Source organism: Nonomuraea sp. NPDC005650 (genome assembly GCF_040605375.1).
In the GTDB taxonomy this organism is placed as follows: Bacteria; Actinomycetota; Actinomycetes; order Streptosporangiales; family Streptosporangiaceae; genus Nonomuraea.
Genome location: NZ_JBEXCR010000019.1, coordinates 190,310 through 208,713 on the forward strand (window position 1 = coordinate 190,310; position 18,404 = coordinate 208,713).

The following is an 18,404-nucleotide window of genomic DNA, read 5'->3' on the forward strand; positions in this document are numbered from 1 at the left end:
CCTCAGCCGCCGGACGCCTTGACGGTGAACGCCTCCCGCTCGCCGTCCTTGCCCTGCTCGCGCGGCTTGCCGTTCTCGGTGACGCGGACGCTGCCCGCGTCGCTGAGCACGACGTCGAGCTCCGGCTCGAAGTAGCTGACCTCCTCGCCCCTGCTCATCTCGCGATACTGCAGCACGTCGCCGCCCGGCACGCGCACCGTGACGATGGGGCAGGTCTCGGTCAGGCACTCGATGCGTACGGTCGGCACCCGCGCGGTGGTCTCCGCGGCGGGGCCGGGCGTGACGGCCACCGCGCGCTCGCGTTCGGCCGGCGTCGCGCCGGACGAGCCCAGCAGCGCGCGACCGCCGATGATCAGCAGCGTCACCACGGCGCCCGCGGCGAGGACGGCGAGCGCCAAGCGGGCGACGCCCATCGGATCTGACCTGTGGCGTCCCACAGTCGGCAGCGTACCCCGGGTAACCCCCGGTTTACGGGTCAGTGGACGCGGTGGTGCTTGCCGTTGGGCTCGGGAAGGCTCTTGCGCTCCCGGCGCTTCTTGATCACCTCGACGATGATCGGGATCAGCGAGATGAACACGATGACGAAGACGCCCGGCAGGATGTACTTGTCGATCTGCTTGGGGTCGACCTTGCTGCCGAGGAAGTGACCGAGCAGGAGCAGGCCCTCGACCCAGACGATGCCGCCGACGACGTTCCACAGGAAGAACCGCTTGGCCGGCATCTCCAGCACGCCCGCGACGGGGTTCATGAACGTGCGCACGATCGGGACGAACCTGGCCAGAATCACCGCCTTGGCCGGACCGAACTTCTCGAAGAACTCCTCGGCCCTGTCGACGTGCTCCCTCTTGAACAAGCGCGAATCAGGTTTCTCGAAGAGCCGGCGGCCGAACCGGGCCCCCAGGAAATGCCCGAGTTGGGCACCCGCAATGGCGCACAGGGGCGTGCCGATCAGCAGGACGGGAAAGGAGAGCGGCTCGATGCCCATTCCCTGTGCCACCGAGACCGAGCTGAAAATCCCCGCGGCCACCAGCAGCGAGTCACCGGGCAGGAAGAACCCGAGCAGCAAGCCCGTTTCGGCGAAGATGATGGCGAGAACGCCGATCGTCGCGAAAGCCCCCAACACGGTCAGCCACCACGTCGGGTCGAGGAGATTCCAGAGCCAGTCCACGACGAGAGCCTACCTGTAGCGGCGACAAACGCGTTGTGTCTACCACACGGGGTAGTGAGTCGGGATACTGGGCCTGCGCGAAGCCGTTACTTCTCAGGGAGATGAATCATGCCTATTGCGACTCCAGAGGTCTACGCTGAGATGCTCGACCGGGCCAAGGCCGGCGGATTCGCCTACCCGGCGATCAACGTGACCTCATCGCAGACGCTGAACGCCGCTCTGCGGGGCTTCGCCGAGGCCGAGAGCGACGGCATCGTCCAGGTCTCCACCGGCGGCGCCGAGTTCCTGTCCGGCGCGACCGTGAAGGACATGGTCACGGGGGCCACGGCGCTGGCCGAGTACGCGCGGGTGGTGGCCGCCAAATATCCCGTGACGGTGGCGTTGCACACCGACCACTGCCCGAAGGACAAGCTCGACGGCTTCATGCGGCCGCTGCTCGACATCTCCCTGGAGCGGGTCTCCAAGGGCCTCGACCCGCTCTTCCAGTCCCACATGTGGGACGGCTCCGCCGTGCCGCTGGAGGAGAACCTGGAGATCGCCAGGGAGCTCCTGGAGAAGTCCGCCAGGGCGCGGATCATCATGGAGATGGAGATCGGCGTCGTCGGCGGCGAGGAGGACGGCGTCGTCGGCGAGATCAACGAGAAGCTCTACACGACCCCCGAGGACGCGCTGGCCACCGCCGAGGCCGTGGGGATCGGCGAGAAGGGCCGCTACCTGCTGGCCGCCACGTTCGGCAACGTCCACGGGGTCTACAAGCCGGGCCACGTCAAGCTGCGCCCGAGTGTGCTGAAGGAGATCCAGGAGGCGGTCGCCGCCAAGTACGGCAAGGACAAGCCGTTCGACCTGGTCTTCCACGGCGGCTCCGGCTCCTCGCAGGAGGAGATCCACGAGGCGATCTCGTACGGCGTCGTCAAGATGAACATCGACACCGACACCCAGTACGCCTTCACCAGGCCGATCGCGGACCACATGTTCCGCAACTACGACGGCGTGCTCAAGGTGGACGGCGACGTGGGCAACAAGAAGACGTACGACCCGCGTTCGTACGGCAAGTCGGCCGAGGCCGGCATGGCCAAGCGCATCGTGGAGGCGTGCGAGAACCTCAAGAGCGCTGGGACGAAGATCTCCTAGCCAGTTTCGGGGCCCGGCGGGTATGACTTGTCCTATGGATAACCTTCTCGCCGGGCCGCCCCCGACTCAACTGCCGGATCTGCCCGAGGCCAGGGAGGCGCTCGAATCCGGAGCCAAGGCCGCGGACGTGGCCGCCCGTTTCCCCGCCTTCCCGGCGGCCTGGGCAACGCTCGCGGAAGAGTACTTCGCGCAGGGGCACGCCGTCACTTCCTACGCCTTCGCCCGCACGGGCTACCACCGCGGGCTCGACGCGCTCCGCCGCAGCGGCTGGAAGGGACACGGGCCCGTCCCCTGGGAACACGAGCCCAACCGCGGCTTCCTGCGCTGCCTGTACGCTCTGTCCAGGGCCGCCCAGGCGATCGGCGAGAAGGACGAGGCCGAGCGGTGCCTGCAGTTCCTCAAGGACAGCAGCGAGACCGGCTACGAGGCACTTACAAAGGGTTAGCCCTCGTTGTCTTGGGACGAATAGGCACGTTCGGGTAGTCTCTCTACGCAAGAGCCCCTGTCGCGCTTGCGCCAGGGGTTTTCGTTTTGTGCACGGGAGACTGAACCATGCCGGCTGCCGTTCTCGTTGGCGCCCAGTGGGGCGATGAGGGCAAGGGCAAGGCCACCGACCTGCTCGGTGGCGACGTCGACTACGTCGTCCGCTATCAGGGTGGCAACAACGCGGGACACACCGTGGTCATCGGGGACCAGAAATACGCGCTGCACCTCCTACCGACGGGGATCCTGTCTCCGGAGGTGGTCCCGGTGATCGGCAACGGCGTGGTCATCGATCCGGGCGTGCTGCTGAGCGAGATCGACGGGCTGGCCTCGCGCGGCATCTCCGCCGAGCGCCTGCTGATCTCCTCGAACGCGCACCTGATCATGCCCCACCACAAGGCCCTGGACAAGGTCACCGAGCGCTATCTCGGCAAGGCCAAGATCGGCACCACGGGCCGGGGCATCGGGCCCGCGTACGGAGACAAGATCGCCCGCATGGGCGTGCGCGTCCAGGACCTGCTCGACCCCGGCATCCTGGCCAAGAAGATCGAGGTCGCCCTGGCCGAGAAGAACCAGGTGCTGACCAAGGTCTACAACCGGCGCGGCATCGACCCGTCGGCGGTCCTGGACGAGTACCTCGCCTACGCCGAGCGCCTCAAGCCGCACATCGCCGACACCTCGCTGGTGCTCTCCAAGGCGCTGGACGAGGGCAAGTTCGTGCTGCTGGAGGGCGGACAGGGCACGCTGCTGGACATCGACCACGGCACCTACCCGTTCGTCACGTCCTCCTCGCCGACCTCCGGGGGCGCCTGCGCCGGGGCGGGGATCCCGCCGAACCGCCTCACGAAGATCATCGGCATCCTCAAGGCGTACACGACCCGGGTCGGCTCCGGCCCCTTCCCGACCGAGCTCACCGACGAGGTCGGCGAGTGGCTGCGCCAGACGGGCGGCGAGTACGGCGTCACCACGGGCCGCAACCGGCGCTGCGGCTGGTTCGACGCGGTCATCGCCCGCTACGCGACCCGGATCAACGGGGTCACCGACTACTTCCTCACCAAGCTGGACGTGCTGTCGGGCCTGGAGCGGATCCCGGTGTGCGTGGCGTACGAGGTGGACGGGGTGCGGCACGACGAGATCCCGATGACGCAGACCGACTTCCACCACGCCACGCCGATCTACGAAGAGCTGCCGGGGTGGCAGGAGGACATCACCAGCGCGAAGTCCTTCGACGACCTGCCGCCCAACGCGCAGTCGTACGTGCGGACGCTGGAGGAGATGAGCGGCGCCCCGATCTCGGCCATCGGCGTGGGCCCCGGCCGCGACCAGACCGTGGTGGTGCGCTCGCTCGTCTGAGCGGGCCCGGGGTCCGGTCCCGCCGGGCCCCGGCACGCCGCGAGGCCAGGTGATGCCTCAGCCTGCCTGGCCTCATATGGTTGGGGTATGCCTCGTTTCCGCCACATCCTGGACACCATGGCCGCCTACAAGCCGGGCAAGGTCGTAGCGACCCCCGACGGCCGGTCGTACAAGTTGTCCTCCAACGAATCCCCGTACGACCCGTTGCCGTCCGTGGTCGAGGCCATCGCCGAGGGGGCGCGGCAGATCAACCGCTACCCCGACCCTGGCGCCGTCAAGCTGACGGAGACCATCGCGGAGCGGTTCGGGGTGCCGGCCGACGACATCGCGCTCGGCGCGGGGTCCGTCACGGTGGCGCAGCAGCTGTTCGAGGCGGTCGGGGAGCCCGGGGTCGAGGTCGTCTACGCGTGGCGGTCGTTCGAGGCGTACCCGCTGCTGGCCGACCTGTCCGGGGTGACGTCGGTCAAGGTGCCGCTGGCCGGGGAGGACCACGACCTGGACGCCATGGCGGAGGCGATCAACGAGCGCACGCGCATGGTGCTCGTGTGCAACCCGAACAACCCGACCGGCACCTCGATCCGCCGGGGCGCGCTGGAGGCGTTCCTCGACCGCGTGCCCGAGCACGTGCTGGTGGTGCTGGACGAGGCCTACCGGGAGTACGTGCGCGACGAGGACGTCCCCGACGGCCTCGCCCTCTACCGCGACCGGCCGAACGTCTGCGTGCTGCGCACGTTCTCCAAGGCGTACGGGCTGGCGGGCCTGCGGGTCGGCTACCTGATCGCGCAGGAGCCCGTGGCGACGGCGATCCGCAAGACGATCGTCCCGTTCGCGGTCAACCACCTCGCCCAGATCGCCGCCATCGCCTCGCTGAAGGCCGAGGACGAGCTGCTGGAGCGGGTCGAGCACGTGGTCAAGGAGCGCACGAGGGTCCGCGAGGCGCTCATCTCCCAGGGCTGGACGGTGCCGCCCACCGAGGCGAACTTCGTCTGGCTCCGGCTCGGCGAGCGCACCCTCGACTTCGCGGCCGCCTGCGCCGTGGAGGGCGTGGCGGTGCGGCCGTTCGCCGGGGAGGGCGCGCGGGTGTCCATCGGCTCCCCCGAGGCGAACGACGCGTTCCTCACCGCCGCCGCGGCCTTCCGCGGCTGATCAGCGGCGGGCCTGCCAGTTGAGGTAGGCGACCGACAGCAGCGTGGAGCCGTACTGCGACTGGACGGCGTGGTCGACGTAGACCGCCAGCGCGTGCGGGTGCAGGGCCCCGTCCCACGGGGCCACCGGCATGAAGCGCGGCGCCTGGAGGTACTGCCCGGCGGGGGCCAGGCCGCCGCTGCCGTCCACCCTCAGGAAGGTCGTGGCCACGCCGTTGTCGGTGGTGGCCATGTTCCTGGTGTAGCTGCGGGCGAAGCGGCCCATGTCGGCGGCGGTGAAGCCGAGGCCGAAGCGGTGCGCGGCGGCGGCGAACTCCACGTCGATCCCGCCGTGGCTGAGGTCCTCGATCTGCTGCCCGCCCTTGGGCGGCGTGCCGAAGGACGGGGTCCACTCTGAGACGCCGTCGGCCTTGGTGTAGCCGCTGTAGAGCTTGCCGAAGCCGGGCCAGTAAGGCCAGTAGTAGGCGTCCTTGTCGTTGACCTTGAGGTCGCGGGCGAACGTGGTGGCGAGCCGGCGGGTGCGCTCACGGAAGTGCGGGTCGCGGGTCGCCGCCGCCAGCTCCGCGTAGGTCTGGCCGAGGGAGACGCTCTGGTTGATCGGCTGCTCGACGCCGTCGTAGGGGACGGGCATGCCCTTGGGCCAGATGTAGTAGCCGTCGGCGACCCATTCGGGGTCGTGCACGGCCGCGGCGTCCCGGCACGCCTTGAGGTATTCGGCGGCCTTGGCCCGGTAGCGGGCGTTACGCAGGAGACGCGGGTCCCGTCGGACGATCCGGACGAACGACGCGAGCGGGTAGGTGATCATGCCGGTGTGCACCGAGAAGATCACCGGCGCGGCGGCCAGCTTGAACGTCCCCAGCGCCGGCGTCACGGCCCCCGCCGGCGCGGGCCGCAGGTCCTTGGCCGTCACCATGGTCGGCGACGGGTAGGCGTCGAGGATGCGCTTCACGGCGTAGTCGGGGCTCGCGGGGTCCATCGACAGGTCGGCGAAGGTGGACACCTTGTTCTTGACGGGGTTGCTCACCTCCAGCGTGAAGCGCCCCTCCGAGGTGCCCGCCCGTACGGTCGCCACCGCGTCGTTGACGTTGACGAGCGCGCTGCGTACCTCCAGGAGGGGCTGCCCGGAGGCGTCGAGCAGGCTCACGCCGCCCGCGCTGTAGACGACGCTGCGCCAGGCGGGCAGCGACAGGCCACGGTAGTCGGTGACGCCGCGCTCGGAGTCGCGGTTGCCCAGCACGAGGTCGGCGTTGTGGATGAGCCGGTCCAGGTATGAGGTGTCGCGGTAGGCCTCGTACATCCTGATGTAGGCGGCCATCACGTAGGAGGCGCCCCAGCCGAGCCCGCCCGCCTCGTTGGTGTCGGTGGGCTGGCCGGCGGCGCCGCTCTCGTGGAACAGCTTGTCGAACAGGTCGAACGTCTCGCGCGAGGTGTAGTCGTAGCCCGCCGTGGCACGGGCCGTGCCGGGCAGGGCTGCCAGGGCGCCGAGGGAGAGCGTGCCCAGGCCGAATTGGCGGCGAGTAAGCATGGGTGACCCTTTCACGAGCGGGCGGCGTCAGCTCTTGACCGCGCCGCGCATGCCTTCCAGGACGTGTCGTTGCATGATCATGAAGAAGACGACCACGGGCAGGATCGAGATGATCGTGCCCGCCGCCAGGCTGCGGATGTCGGTGCCGGTGATCCCGGCCAGGTAGGCGATCCCCAGCGAGATGGGGTACAGGGAGGAGTCCTTCAGCACGACCATCGGCCAGATGAAGCTGTTCCAGACCGAGATGAAGCCGAAGACGCCGAGGATGGCCAGGGTGGGGCGGGCGGCCGGGAGCATGACGTGCCAGAAGATGCGCAGTTCGTGGCAGCCGTCGGTCCTGGCGGCGTCCACCACCTCGCGCGGCACCCCGGCGAAGGTCTGCCGGAGCAGGAAGATCCCGAACGCCGACAGCAGGCCGGGAAGGATCACTCCCAGGTAGCTGTCGGCCATCCCGATCTGGGACACCACCAGGAACCTCGGCAGCAGCATGACCTCTCCGGGCAGGAACATGGTGGCGAGGATGGCGAAGAAGATCAGGCTCCGGCCGCGGAAGACCATCACCGCCAGCGGGTACGCGCACAGCGCCGACACCAGGATGTAGAGCGGCACCATCACGGCCACGAGGAACGCCGAGTTGAGCAGGTAGCGCGGGAACGGGATGGCCGTCCACGCCTCCTTGGCCCAGGTGAGCACGGGGGGCCGGGGGATGATGTCGGGCGGGAAGGAGAAGACGGCCTGCCCCGCCGGCTTCAGCGCCGCCGACAGCAGGATGAGGAAGGGGCCGACGAAGGCCAGGGCGATCGCGACGAGCAGCACGTACATTCCGGTGCGGCGGATCCACCAACTCAACGCGTGTCCTTCCTTCCGCTGGTGAGCCGATAGTTGAGCAGGGCCATCACGATCAGCAGGACCCACAGGACGAGTCCGACGGCGCTGGCGTAGCCCATGTCGTACTTCTCGAACGCCTCGGACCAGATGTAGTAGCCGAGCATCAGGGTGGCGTCCTGCGGGCCGCCCTTGGTCATCACGAAGACGGTCGTGAACGCCTGCATCGCGTCGAGCATGGCCATCGTGACGGTGACCGCGATGTAGGGGACCATCAGCGGGACCGTGATGCGCCGCATCCGGTGCCAGCCGTTGGCGCCGTCTATCTTGGCGGCCTCGTACAGGTCCGACGGGATCGTCTGGAGGCCGGCGAGGTAGACCATCATGTAGACGCCCATGTTCTTCCAGCCCTCGACCAGGATCAGGGCGGGCAGCGCCCAGACGGGGTCGAGGAGGTACTGGATGGGCTCGTCGAGCAGGCCGAGGCCGGTGAGCAGCCAGTTGACGACGCCCTGCTGGTGGAAGACGTAGTTCCAGGCCACCGCGACCGCGACCATCGAGGTCACGACCGGCAGGTAGTAGAGCATGCGGAACGTCCTGATGCCGGGCAGCTTCTGGTTCACCAGCACGGCCAGCGGCAGCGGGAGCACGACGAGCAGCGGGAACAGGCCCACGAGGAACACCAGCGAGTTGCGCAGGGCGATCCAGAACCTGGCGTCGTCGAAGATCTTGACGAAGTTGTCCAGCCCGGTGAAGACGGGCGGGCTGACGCCGTCGTAGTCGGTGAAGGAGAGCTGGACCGCGGTGACGGCCGGCCAGGCGAAGAACACCCCGAACAGCACCAGGGCCGGCAGCGGGAAGAGGTACGGCGTGTACCAGCGCTGCCCCGGGATCCGGCTGGCGGCCACCGGCCTCACATCCTTCAGTGTCTAATAGTGACGCCTAAAGCCTTGATAAGAGTCGGCCAGAATTTGGACGCAGACTATAGATCGCCCATCTCGACCGTCAAGAGCCGATCAGAGCAGGGATCCTTGACGGACGGGCCGCAGAGATGTCATTGTGCCGAAAGAATTATTAAGGACGGCCATAATTCTCAGGAGGTCCCCCGATGTCGAGGAGAAGAGCGTTGGGGGCAGGCGCGCTCGCGCTGGCCCTCATGTCGTCCGGCTGCGTCGCCGGAACGTCGGGCGGCACATCAGGGGGGCGGGCGGACGACCAGCCGTTCGAGGGGGAGGTCGAGTTCTGGACGATCAACCTGAAGAAGAATTTCGGCGCCTACATCGACGGGCTGATCGCCCAGTACCAGAAGGACCATCCCAAGGTCACCGTCAAGTGGGTGGACGTGCCCGGCCAGGACATCGCGACCAAGCTGCTCGCGGCGGTCGCCAGCGGCGACGTCCCCGACGCGGTCAACATCGCCTCCTCCGACCTCGGCCGGTTCACCCCGTCGCTGGCCCCTCTCGACGAGCTGTTGAAGCCCGCCGACCTCGCCGACTTCCAGCCGAACCTGGTCGAGTCGCTGCGGGTGTCGGGCAAGCTGTACGCCGTGCCGTGGTACAACGGCGGCACGCCCGTGGGCATCTACCGCAAATCCGTCGTCACGAAGGCGGGCTTCGACGAGCAGGCCCCGCCGAAGTCCTTCGCCGAGGCCCTCACCCTGGCCGACGAGGTCTACGCCAAGACCAAGGTCTACGGCAGCAACGACATCCCGGGCGTCAACGCCGCCTCGGTGCTGCGCTACTACGGCGTCGAGCTGCTGAGCGCCGACAAGAAGAAGGCGATCTTCAACACGCCCGAGGTCGCCGAGCTGCTGGAGTCGTTCAAGAAGAGCTACGACAAGCACGGCATCGCGCCGGGATCGGTCTCCAAGGACATCAGGAACTACCCGCAGACCCTGGAGAACGGCCAGATCGCGATGGCGGCCAGCGCGTCGGCGTCGACGCTGGTCAACGTCGAGAAGAACGCCCCCGACATCTACAAGGACCTGCTCGTCACCGAGCCCGTCCAGACGAAGAGCGGCGGATACCTGCTGCTCGCCCAGCAGACCGTGGCCATCCCCAAGGCGTCGAAGCACCAGCGGGCGGCGGCCGAGTTCGTCAAGTTCTTCACCAACGGGGCCAACCAGCTCGCCTTCTGCAAGCTGGTGCCGATCTACCCCTCCACGATCTCCTCCACCAAGGACGCCTACTTCTCCGACATCACCGGCGACTCCCCGATGGACGTCGCCCGCCGGGTGATCGTCAAGGGCCTGCCCAAGCTGGAGTACGTCCCGCTGGGCACGGCCAAGGACGCCGAGCTAGGAGAGTCGCTGTCCGAGGAGATCAGGGCCTTCCTCCAGGGATCCAAGAGCGCCAAGGAGGCGCTCGACGCCGCAGAGAAGCAGTGGAATGACGCACTTGCCTAAGCTCAGAGTCGGGATCGTCGGCGCCGGGATCATGGGCCGCGGCCACGCCGAGGTCCTTTCCGCCCACCCGGACGCCGAGGTCACCGCCGTCGCGCGCCGCGCCCTCGACGCCGCCCCGCAGGCGGCCGTCTATCCCGGCTACCGGGAGCTGATCGCGTCCGGCACGGTCGACGCCGTGTCGATCACCACCCCCGACCACCTGCACGCGGACGTGATGGTGGCGGCGGCGGAGGCCGGGCTGCACATCCTGGTCGAGAAGCCGTTCACGACCACCGTCGAGGACGCCGACCGCTCCGTGGCCGCGATCCGGCAGGCCGGCGTCACCGCGATGTGCCTGTTCAACCACCGGTGGGTGCCCGCGTACGCGCAGGCCAAGCAGCAGATGGAGCTGATCGGCGAGCCGGTCGTGGGCTACGCCCGCAAGGACGACACGATCCACGTGCCCACCGAGATGATCGGCTGGGCCGACCGGACGACCTGCGCCTGGTTCCTGTCCAGCCATGACATCGACCTGGTCACCTGGCTCTACGACGACCACGTGGTGGAGGTGTTCGCCACCGCCCGCCACGGCAAGCTGCGCGGGATGGGCATCGACACCCCCGACGCGATGCAGATCCAGGCCCGCTTCAGCCGGGGCGCCGTCGCCACCTTCGAGTCGGCCTGGATCTACCCGAACACGTTCCCGACCATGGTCGACAGCTACGTCACCGTGGCCGGCGAGTCGGGCGTCATCCAGCTCGACAGGCAGAAGGAGAACATCCAGCTCGCCACCGAGAAGTCCTACTCCTACCCGCGCAACATGCTCCAGCGGGTCGTGCACGGCATCCCCGCGGGCGCCTACCGCGACGCGATCCACCACTTCGTCGGCTGCGCCCGCACCGGCGCCGAACCGCTGGTCAGCGTGGAGAGCTCGCGGCACGTGACCGCCGTGCTCGCCGCCGCGCACGAGTCCGCCCGCACCGGACGGCCGGTGACATGTTCGTAGAGAAACCGCCGCACGTGCACCCCACGCGCATGCGGCACATCACCGACGAGGCGCTGCTGGAGGCCCTCGGGGCGAGCGGCGTCGCCGAGGCCAGGGCCTGGCGCCGGCGGCGGCCGGTCCCGGCGGCCCTCGGCGCGGAGGGCGCGGACGCCCTGCTCGGGATCGAGGCCGACTTCCTGGACAAGGGCCACGGCCGCTCCCTGCTGTACGGCTTCCACTACCTGCGCTGGATGTCCCCGCTGATCACGGCCTACGCCGAGACCGGCGATCCCCGCTACGCCGCCGAGTGGGACCGCCTGTTCCGCCAGTGGTACGACGACCGCGACCGGGTCCAGGGCGACTGGCCGGGGCTCGACGTGGTCTGGTACTCGCTCGGCGTCCGCGCCCGCGCCATGTACGTCACCGAGGCGCTGGCCGTCTTCGCGGACGAGCCCGCGCTGAGCGACGGGTGCTGGCTGCGGATGATGAAGACGGTCCTGGGCGGCGCCCGTTGGTCGGCCGAGGAACACGACGAGTTCCGCCACGGCAACTGGCAGTTCGTCAACGCGTGCGAGCTGCTGGTCACCGCCCGGGTGTTCGCCGACCTCCCCGAGGCGGGGCAGTGGGCCGAGGTCGCCATGGCCCGCGTCCTGGAGCACCTCGACCAGGACGTACGCGCCGACGGCGGCCACCACGAGCGCTCCCCCAGCTACCACCTCATGTGCCTGGACAACCTCGAACGGGCCGTGGCCGTCGAGCCCGCGCTCGCGCGGCATCCGCGCCGCCAGTCCATGTACCGCTGGCTGAGCGTCCTGACGACCTCCGGCGGCTGGGTGCCCCATCTGCAGGACAGCGGCCTGATCTGGCCGGAGGGCATCGATCCGGCCGAGGGCTCGCACAACCTGGAGGCCAGCGGCTACGCCACCTTCCGCCACGGCGGCTTCCACACCGTCGTCAACTACGGCCCGTACGTCGGGCACGAGCTCGAACCGCACAGCCACCACGCGGCGCTCGACTTCGTGCTGTCGGGCTGGGGCGTGCCGCTGGCCTGGGAAGGGGGCGGCCCGCCGTCCTACGACGACCCCGGCTACTACGACTGGTACCAGGCGACCAGGGCGCACAACACGCTGCTCGTCCCGGGCGAGGACTACACCGAGGACCGCCGCGCCGCCTGCGACCTCTTCTCCGTCTCCGCGCGGGCCGACGTCTTCGCCGGGCACCACCACGGCTACAGCGCGCGGCACGACCGCCGGATCGTCTTCGTCAAGGGCGAGGAGCCGTACTGGATCGTCACCGACCGGATCGACACCAATGGAATGGGCGCTGGGGCGATCTGGCAGGTCCACGGCCTGTCGCCGTGGGTGGCGCGCGACGGCGGATTCGCGGGCACCCGTGGCCCGGGAATCCTCGTGGTGCCCCTGGAACCCCCGGACGAGGTCCTGTACGGGACGGGCCCGGCCAGGATCCCGGACCCGGCCACCAGGACCGCCGAGTACGGCGAGATCCACTCGCTCGGCCTGCGGCGCGCCGACGGCAGGTTCACCGTCGGCATCTTCCCCTACCGCGACGAACCCCCCGCAGTGCCCGAAGACTGGCCCCGAAGATTGGACGGTTCATGCTGATCGACGCTGACGCGATGCTCGGCCGCTATCCCCGCAGGGACGTGGGCACGGGCTCGATCACGGAGGCGCTGGACAGAATGGACCGCTTCGGCATCGCAGAGGCGGTGGTCAGCCACACCCTGTCGTGGCTGCACGACCCCGCGACGGGCAACAGGGAGCTGCTCGGCCTGGTCGCCGATCAGCCCAGGCTGCGCCCCTGCTGGGTGCTGCTGCCCGACACCTGCGGCGAGCTCGGCACCCCGGACGAGTTCGTGGGCGCGGCACTGGAGCGCGGGGTGTGCGCCGTCCGCGCCTACCCCGCCGACCACGGCTACGACCTCGCGGGCGGCGACTGCGCGGGCATGCTCGCCGCCCTCGCGGAGGCCGGGCTGCCGCTGCTCGTGGACGCGGCCCAGACCTCCTGGCCCGCCGTGGAGTCCGTGGCCACCGCGTACCCGAAGCTGAGGGTCGTGGTCGGCGCGCTCGGCTACCGCCAGCTCAGGCAGGTGGCCGGGGTGCTCTCCCGCACCGGCAACGTCTACCTGGGGCTGGCCAACCTGTCCTCGCACTGCGGGCTCGAATGGCTCGTCGAGCGCTACGGCGAGCGCCGGCTCGTCTTCGGCACGGGGGCACCGGTCAGAGATCCCGCGGAGGCGGTCACCCGGCTGCTGTGGGCGGAGCTCGACGACGCGGCCGTGGCCGCCATCGGCGCCGGCACCCTGCTGGAGCTGCTGCCCGTGGGGGCGGTGTGAACGCGATCACCTCGGCGCTGTGGCAGCGCCGGCCGCAGACCAGCGTCCGGATCGTCGACGCGCACGCGCACGCCGGCCCCTACAGCCTGTTCTTCATCCCCGAGCCGTCCCCCGACGCGATGGTCAGGGTGATGGACAGGTGCGGCGTGGCGCACGCCGTCATCTCCAGCCACCTGGCGATCCAGCTCGACGCGGCGGCGGGGAACGCCGCGACCGCCGCGGCGGTGGAGCGCGCGCCGGACCGCTTCACCGGCTACCTGACGATCAACCCCTGGCAGGACCCCGACGGCGAGCTGGGCAAATGGGGCCAGGACCCGCGCTTCGGCGGCATCAAGCTCCACCCCGACCTGCACGACTACCCGCTCACCGGCCGGCGCTACGCGGGCGTGTGGGAGTTCGCGCGGCGCACCGGCTGCCCGGTGCTCACCCACACCTACGACGGCTCCGCCTACAACGACCTGGACAAGGTGGACGCCGTCGCGTCGGAGCACCCGGACGTGACGATCATCGCGGGGCACGCGGGCGCGACCCCGCTCGGCTTCGAGCAGGCCATCGAGGTGGCGCACCGGCGCCCAGGGGTCATCCTGGAGGTGTGCGGGTCCTTCAACACCGGGCCCGACATCGCCAGGATGGTGCGGGAACTGGGAGCCGGCCGGGTCGTCTACGGGTCCGACTTCCCCTTCATCGATCTTCGGATCTCGCTGGGGAGGGTAATCTTCAGTGGCCTCGCAGAGGGGGACCAGGCCGCGGTGCTCGGTGCGACGATGACCCGCTTGCTTCAGTGGAGATCCGGACTGGGGTGATCAAGATCATGGATCGGCTGCGTTCGGAGTCGCGGCCCAGGGTGACGATCGGCGTCGTGGGGCCGCATGATCTCGTCGAACAGATCATGACGATCGGCGCGGGCATGCCGGCCGCGGCCGACTGGCGGCTGGTCGGCGCGCCTCACGCCGAGGAGCACGAGACCTACGACAAGTTCTCGCGGATCGCCGACAGCATCGACGTGGTGCTGTTCACCGGGCCGCTCCAGCACGACCTGGCCAGGCAGGCGGGCGAGCTGACCGTCCCCGCCACGTTCGTGCCCATGAGCGGGGCCAGCCTGTACGCCAGCCTGCTGCGCGGGGTGCTCACCCACGGGATCGACCCGGCCAGGGTGAGCATCGACTCGCTGCCCGCCGCCGACGTGGACGAGGCGTACGGCGAGATCGGCGTGAGCACGGCCGGCGTGCACCTTTCCGAGTACGACCGGCCGGAGTCGGCGCGCGGCTTCGGCGACTTCCACGAGCAGCTCTACCGCCAGGGTGCGACCACCGCGGCGCTGACCACGATAAGGACCGTCGCCAACAAGCTGACCGCGGCCGACGTGCCCGTGCTGCGCCTGCTGCCGACCTCCCACACGCTGCGCCTGGCGCTCAACACCGCCGCCCTGCTCGGCACCGGCAGCAGGCTGGAGGACGCGCAGATCGCCATCGTGGTCGTCGAGCTCGCCGCCTCCGCCAAGCCGAGCTACTCCGGGCCTGGCAACTACTGGCAGCAGGAGCTGAAGCTGTCGCTGCACCGGTCGCTGCTCGCCGACGCGCGGGTGATGGGCGCGACCGTGGCGCCCCGCGACGAGAACGGCTACGTCGTCACCACCACCGTCGGCGCTCTGGGCCAGGCCACCGACGGGTTCAGGATGGCGCCGTTCATGGACCGGATCCGCTCCGACGCCGGCGTCGACGTCGAGGTGGGCATCGGGCTCGGCAGCACGGCCCGCGACGCCGACGCCAACGCGGTGGCGGCCGTCGAGAAGGCCCGCAACGCGGGGGCGAGCGCCGCGTACCTGGTCGGGGGCGACGGCACCGTGCTGTCCCTGCCGGTACGCAGGCGCAAGCGGCAGGAGAGCGAGCCGATCGTCGCCACCAAGGCGGCCAAGCTGCTCGAACGCCTGGTGGAGGGCCTGCACGACGGCGACTCCATGGTGGTCGACGCCGAGATCGTCGCGGAGGTGCTGTCGATCTCCCCGCGCAGTGCCCGCCGGGTCCTGCAGAGCCTCGCGGAAGAGGGCCTGGCCTGGCCGATGCCCCCGGTCAAGGGCACCCAGGCGGGCCGGCCCCGCCAGCCGTACCGGCTCGTGCGGAGTTAGGCGTCGCCCAGGCGCACGCGCGGGCCGTACCTGTCCAGCAGCCGGGCGTTGTGCGCGTCGCCGCCCGGGGTGTTGGCCGACTTGAAGACGGGCGGCGGCTCGCCGGCCGCGAGGAAGCGGCCGACGACCTCGGCGACCAGGAGCTGCGCGGCCAGCACCCCGGTGAGGGTCGAGACGCCGCAGGCGCTGCCGCCGCCCGGCAGCGGCAGGGCGGCGTCGCCGTACGGCGCCCCGTTGTCGACGACCACGTGGGCCAGGTCGGCCAGCCGCTCTTCGACGGCCATCTCGGCGGTGTGCGCGCGGGAGGTGATGGCGATCACCTGGTGCCCGTGCCGCACCGCCAGGCGGGCCATCTCGACGATCGCCGCGTTGGCGCCGGAGTTCGAGATGATCACGAAGACGTCTTCGGGCCGGATGTCGGCCAGCTCCCAGATCCGCGCGGCGAGGCCGGGCTCGCGCTCGATCTTCGGGTCGAGGATGTCGCCCGGCGAGGCGTCGCCGTAGTAGGCGACGTCGCGGATGCCGAGCTGGTTGGCCGGCACCAGGCCGCCCGCCCGGCCGGTGAGCTCCAGCGCGACGGACCTCGAATGGCCGGTGCCGAACGCCTGGAGCACCCCGCCCGCCCGCAACGAGGCGAAGACGAGCTCGCCGGCCCGCCCGATCGCGTCGCGTTCGGCGGTGAGCAGCCGGTCCACGGCCGATGCGGCGGTCCGCGCGTACGCGCTCTGGTCGATCACAGGTCCTCCAGCAGGTTTCGTGCGGTCTCGGCGACGAGTTCGGCGCTGCCCTGGGCCACCTGGCTGACCAGGACCTCGTACTCGGCCCGCCGGTAGGCGGCGGCCGTCGGCAGGTATCCGGGATAGCCGTTGACGTAGCCCAGGACCACGGTCGGCGCGCCCGGCCGGTCGGCGACGCGCTCGCCGACGGCGAGGAACGGCTCGCCGGGGAGCCCGGCCAGGGCGAGCCCGCCCAGGCGGACGGCGTTCACGTCGACGCCCGTCGGGACGGGTGACCCGCCCAGGCGCGCGGCATTCACGTCGACGCCGGTCGGGACGGGCGGCCCGCCCCGCGCCCGCAGCCCTTCGAGCCTGCTGCGGGCCAGGCGGGTGGCGACCGGGTCGCCCGACGCGGCGGCCCGCTCGTACCCGGCGACGAGCGCCGCCTCGTCGGCCGTCGTGGTGGCGGGTTCGAGCGTCAGCCGCCGCGTGGCCCAGGAGATCCGGCCGCCGGTGGATCCGGCTCGCCAGAGCGGGGTCCCCTGGCCCGCCAGCAACTCGGCGCAGCGGTCGGCGACGAGCTCGCCCAGGCGTAGCAGCTCCGCCGCGTCCTGGCCGCGCCTGGTGTGGCGGGTGCTGATGTCGCCGGCCGCGCCGGTGGCGACCGCCACCCACACGTCCTCGCCGAGCCGCCGCGTCAGGCTCCCGCGTACGGCTCCGACCAGGTCGGCGCTGACCAGGCGGTTCGCCGCGGGCAACACGGTGGGGTGCACGGGAAGCACCACCAGCACCCCGGCGAGCCCGCCGTCGCGCACGGCGATCAGGTCGAGCGGCACCACGGCCGGCGCACCCGGCCTGCTCCGATCGGCGCCGACCCCGTGCAGCTCCCCGCGGTGAGCCATGCCCTCGCACGGCCGCTCCGCGTCGACCGCCCGCCGCACGGCCGTGCGGACCGCCTCTGTGACCAGGCCGAGCCACGGCTCGGGGGTCGGCCCGCCGCCCGGCACGCATCCGGTCTCGGGCCCCGCGTGGGTGTGGCTCGCCGCCAGCCACAGCTCGCAGCCGGCCGCCTGCCTGGCCCGCCTGGCGAGGTCCTCGTTGACGCAGATGACGTCGGCGATCGCCAGCGCGAACCGCCTCTCGCCGTCCGACCAGGTCACCGCGCTGACCGACAGCGGGTCGGCCGTGCCCATGGACGGCCCTGGCCGGTCGATGTAACCGCCCATCGGCGTGCCGTCCGGCACGGGCAGGTCGGCGGAGCCGTGTCCCACTCTCATCGTTCAGCCGTTCTGATCATCGTCCGGTAGCGGACGGGTCCGGTGGAGGCGGCCAGCAGGGCGGCTCCCGCGAGGCTGTCCCCCGCGGGTGGCCGGAGTTTCGCTTCGGGGAGCAGCCGGGCCAGTTCCGCCTCGAAACCGGCGCGTAGCCCGGGGTCGCGCAGCAGGCGGCCGGTCCACGCGACGGGCACCGGCGCCCCCTTCTGGAAGCAGCGGGCCGCCGCCGCCACCGTGCCCGCCAGCTCGCGGGCCGCCTCCTCGGCGATGGCGCGCGCCGTGGCGTCCGGGAGGTTCGGGCCGCCTGCCAGTTCCACGGCGTTCGGGTCTCTTGCCAGCTCCAGGACGTGGACGGCGAAGCGCGCGATCCGCGCCACCGCGTCGGGGGCGAGGTAGAGGCGCTCGGGCAGCCCGCCCAGGTCGCCGAACACGGCCTGGGCGCGCTCGGTGAGCGCGCCGGGCTCCGCGCGCCCGTCGAACCCCCTGCAGGCGGCGTCGAGGCCGCGCCGCCCGATCCAGAAGCCGCTGCCCGCGTCGCCGTAGAGGTAGCCCCAGCCGTCCACCTGCCGGATGCCGTCGCCCACGCCCAGGGCGATGGCCCCGGTGCCCGCGGCCAGCACCACGCCGTCGCCGCCCGAGAACGCGCCCGCGTGCGAGGTGACCACGTCGGTCGTGATCAGCACGCGGCCGGCCATGGCGAGCAGCCGGTCGGCCAGTTCGTCGGGATCGTCCAGGATCGTGGTCAGCCCGAGGCAGATGGTGCCGAGCCGCCCCCATCCCGTCCCGATCCGCTCCAGCACGGCCTTGACCGGGGAGCCCTCCGCGTATGACAGGCCGGGCAGCTCGCGGACCTCCAGGACCCGCCCCGACTCGGCCAGGCCGAGCCGTAATCCCGTCTGCCCGCCGTCGATCGCCAGGTCCATGGACACCCTCCTGGG

The 18,404-nt window shown here is 70.7% G+C and carries 18 protein-coding genes; 10 read left to right on the top strand and 8 right to left on the bottom strand.

Annotated elements, in window-relative coordinates; genetic code table 11:
* Window positions 1-2: 2 nt before the first annotated feature.
* Together ABZS69_RS31600 and ABZS69_RS31605 are read right to left on the bottom strand one after the other, a co-directional pair.
* Window positions 3-437, bottom strand: coding sequence for a hypothetical protein (locus ABZS69_RS31600; RefSeq protein WP_355378958.1), 435 nt, complete (start codon window positions 435-437; stop codon window positions 3-5).
* A gap of 38 nt (window positions 438-475) precedes the next feature.
* Entirely contained in the window at window positions 476-1,168 is a 693-nt protein-coding gene (locus tag ABZS69_RS31605) for a VTT domain-containing protein (RefSeq protein WP_355378960.1), read from the bottom strand.
* A gap of 108 nt (window positions 1,169-1,276) precedes the next feature.
* On the opposite strand from ABZS69_RS31605, the gene fbaA reads away from it, so the two are divergent.
* From fbaA to hisC, 4 genes are all read left to right on the top strand, one after another.
* Window positions 1,277-2,299 (top strand): class II fructose-bisphosphate aldolase, encoded by a 1,023-nt coding sequence (fbaA, locus tag ABZS69_RS31610; protein ID WP_355378962.1) that lies wholly within the window; start codon window positions 1,277-1,279, stop codon window positions 2,297-2,299.
* Between the two features lie 34 nt (window positions 2,300-2,333).
* Complete coding sequence (locus ABZS69_RS31615) at window positions 2,334-2,744, top strand: DUF3151 domain-containing protein (protein ID WP_355378963.1); 411 nt, start codon at window positions 2,334-2,336, stop codon at window positions 2,742-2,744.
* A gap of 107 nt (window positions 2,745-2,851) precedes the next feature.
* The gene (locus tag ABZS69_RS31620) at window positions 2,852-4,135 is read left to right on the top strand and encodes an adenylosuccinate synthase (protein WP_355378964.1); all 1,284 of its coding nucleotides are present in this window, start codon (window positions 2,852-2,854) and stop codon (window positions 4,133-4,135) included.
* Between the two features lie 87 nt (window positions 4,136-4,222).
* Window positions 4,223-5,281: a histidinol-phosphate transaminase gene (gene hisC / locus ABZS69_RS31625; RefSeq protein ID WP_355378965.1), complete on the top strand. Its 1,059-nt coding sequence runs from the start codon at window positions 4,223-4,225 to the stop codon at window positions 5,279-5,281.
* Here hisC and ABZS69_RS31630 read toward each other — a convergent pair whose 3' ends face one another.
* Genes ABZS69_RS31630 through ABZS69_RS31640 form a run of 3 tightly spaced genes read right to left on the bottom strand, consistent with a single transcriptional unit; the run spans window position 5,282 to window position 8,538 of the window.
* Window positions 5,282-6,805 carry a hypothetical protein gene (locus tag ABZS69_RS31630; protein WP_355378966.1) on the bottom strand — a complete coding sequence of 508 codons (1,524 nt, stop codon included), beginning with the start codon at window positions 6,803-6,805 and terminating at the stop codon, window positions 5,282-5,284.
* A 27-nt stretch (window positions 6,806-6,832) separates the two neighbouring features.
* The gene (locus tag ABZS69_RS31635; RefSeq protein WP_355378967.1) at window positions 6,833-7,654 is read right to left on the bottom strand and encodes a carbohydrate ABC transporter permease; all 822 of its coding nucleotides are present in this window, start codon (window positions 7,652-7,654) and stop codon (window positions 6,833-6,835) included.
* On the bottom strand, window positions 7,651-8,538 hold the full coding sequence (locus tag ABZS69_RS31640) for a sugar ABC transporter permease (protein ID WP_355378968.1): 888 nt from the start codon (window positions 8,536-8,538) through the stop codon (window positions 7,651-7,653). Before ABZS69_RS31640 ends, ABZS69_RS31635 begins: the two co-directional genes overlap by 4 nt.
* A 200-nt stretch (window positions 8,539-8,738) precedes the next feature.
* Between ABZS69_RS31640 and ABZS69_RS31645 the strand changes: the two genes are divergently transcribed.
* From ABZS69_RS31645 to ABZS69_RS31670, 6 genes are read left to right on the top strand one after another with little or no spacing between them, the layout of a single operon-like run.
* Complete coding sequence (locus ABZS69_RS31645) at window positions 8,739-10,034, top strand: extracellular solute-binding protein (RefSeq protein ID WP_355378970.1); 1,296 nt, start codon at window positions 8,739-8,741, stop codon at window positions 10,032-10,034.
* On the top strand, window positions 10,018-11,019 hold the full coding sequence (locus tag ABZS69_RS31650) for a Gfo/Idh/MocA family oxidoreductase (protein WP_355378971.1): 1,002 nt from the start codon (window positions 10,018-10,020) through the stop codon (window positions 11,017-11,019). Before ABZS69_RS31645 ends, ABZS69_RS31650 begins: the two co-directional genes overlap by 17 nt.
* Window positions 11,010-12,620 carry a heparinase II/III family protein gene (locus ABZS69_RS31655; protein ID WP_355378972.1) on the top strand — a complete coding sequence of 537 codons (1,611 nt, stop codon included), beginning with the start codon at window positions 11,010-11,012 and terminating at the stop codon, window positions 12,618-12,620. Before ABZS69_RS31650 ends, ABZS69_RS31655 begins: the two co-directional genes overlap by 10 nt.
* The gene (locus ABZS69_RS31660; RefSeq protein ID WP_355378973.1) at window positions 12,614-13,351 is read left to right on the top strand and encodes an amidohydrolase family protein; all 738 of its coding nucleotides are present in this window, start codon (window positions 12,614-12,616) and stop codon (window positions 13,349-13,351) included. The genes ABZS69_RS31655 and ABZS69_RS31660 overlap by 7 nt, the downstream gene beginning before the upstream one ends.
* Window positions 13,348-14,154: an amidohydrolase family protein gene (locus ABZS69_RS31665; RefSeq protein ID WP_355378975.1), complete on the top strand. Its 807-nt coding sequence runs from the start codon at window positions 13,348-13,350 to the stop codon at window positions 14,152-14,154. The genes ABZS69_RS31660 and ABZS69_RS31665 overlap by 4 nt, the downstream gene beginning before the upstream one ends.
* An 8-nt stretch (window positions 14,155-14,162) precedes the next feature.
* Window positions 14,163-15,476, top strand: a complete 1,314-nt coding sequence (locus ABZS69_RS31670; RefSeq protein ID WP_355378976.1) for a GTP cyclohydrolase IIa — start codon at window positions 14,163-14,165, stop codon at window positions 15,474-15,476.
* On the opposite strand, the gene ABZS69_RS31675 is transcribed toward ABZS69_RS31670, so the two are convergent.
* From ABZS69_RS31675 to ABZS69_RS31685, 3 genes are read right to left on the bottom strand one after another with little or no spacing between them, the layout of a single operon-like run.
* Complete coding sequence (locus tag ABZS69_RS31675; protein ID WP_355378977.1) at window positions 15,473-16,213, bottom strand: SIS domain-containing protein; 741 nt, start codon at window positions 16,211-16,213, stop codon at window positions 15,473-15,475. The genes ABZS69_RS31670 and ABZS69_RS31675 overlap by 4 nt on opposite strands.
* Window positions 16,210-17,469, bottom strand: coding sequence for a hypothetical protein (locus ABZS69_RS31680; RefSeq protein ID WP_355378978.1), 1,260 nt, complete (start codon window positions 17,467-17,469; stop codon window positions 16,210-16,212). The genes ABZS69_RS31675 and ABZS69_RS31680 overlap by 4 nt, the downstream gene beginning before the upstream one ends.
* Window positions 17,466-18,389, bottom strand: a complete 924-nt coding sequence (locus tag ABZS69_RS31685) for a BadF/BadG/BcrA/BcrD ATPase family protein (RefSeq protein ID WP_355378979.1) — start codon at window positions 18,387-18,389, stop codon at window positions 17,466-17,468. The genes ABZS69_RS31680 and ABZS69_RS31685 overlap by 4 nt, the downstream gene beginning before the upstream one ends.
* Window positions 18,390-18,404: the final 15 nt, after the last annotated feature.

Bases quoted from the DNA above. Each gene is read 5' to 3' on its own strand.
- fbaA (WP_355378962.1), top strand. From the start codon at position 1,277: ATGCCTATTGCGACTCCAGAGGTCTACGCTGAGATGCTCGACCGGGCC.
- ABZS69_RS31615 (WP_355378963.1), top strand. From the start codon at position 2,334: ATGGATAACCTTCTCGCCGGGCCGCCCCCGACTCAACTGCCGGATCTG.
- ABZS69_RS31620 (WP_355378964.1), top strand. From the start codon at position 2,852: ATGCCGGCTGCCGTTCTCGTTGGCGCCCAGTGGGGCGATGAGGGCAAG.
- hisC (WP_355378965.1), top strand. From the start codon at position 4,223: ATGCCTCGTTTCCGCCACATCCTGGACACCATGGCCGCCTACAAGCCG.
- ABZS69_RS31630 (WP_355378966.1), bottom strand. From the start codon at position 6,805: ATGCTTACTCGCCGCCAATTCGGCCTGGGCACGCTCTCCCTCGGCGCC.
- ABZS69_RS31645 (WP_355378970.1), top strand. From the start codon at position 8,739: ATGTCGAGGAGAAGAGCGTTGGGGGCAGGCGCGCTCGCGCTGGCCCTC.
- ABZS69_RS31650 (WP_355378971.1), top strand. From the start codon at position 10,018: ATGACGCACTTGCCTAAGCTCAGAGTCGGGATCGTCGGCGCCGGGATC.
- ABZS69_RS31655 (WP_355378972.1), top strand. From the start codon at position 11,010: ATGTTCGTAGAGAAACCGCCGCACGTGCACCCCACGCGCATGCGGCAC.
- ABZS69_RS31660 (WP_355378973.1), top strand. From the start codon at position 12,614: ATGCTGATCGACGCTGACGCGATGCTCGGCCGCTATCCCCGCAGGGAC.
- ABZS69_RS31670 (WP_355378976.1), top strand. From the start codon at position 14,163: ATGGATCGGCTGCGTTCGGAGTCGCGGCCCAGGGTGACGATCGGCGTC.
- ABZS69_RS31680 (WP_355378978.1), bottom strand. From the start codon at position 17,469: ATGAGAGTGGGACACGGCTCCGCCGACCTGCCCGTGCCGGACGGCACG.
- ABZS69_RS31685 (WP_355378979.1), bottom strand. From the start codon at position 18,389: ATGGACCTGGCGATCGACGGCGGGCAGACGGGATTACGGCTCGGCCTG.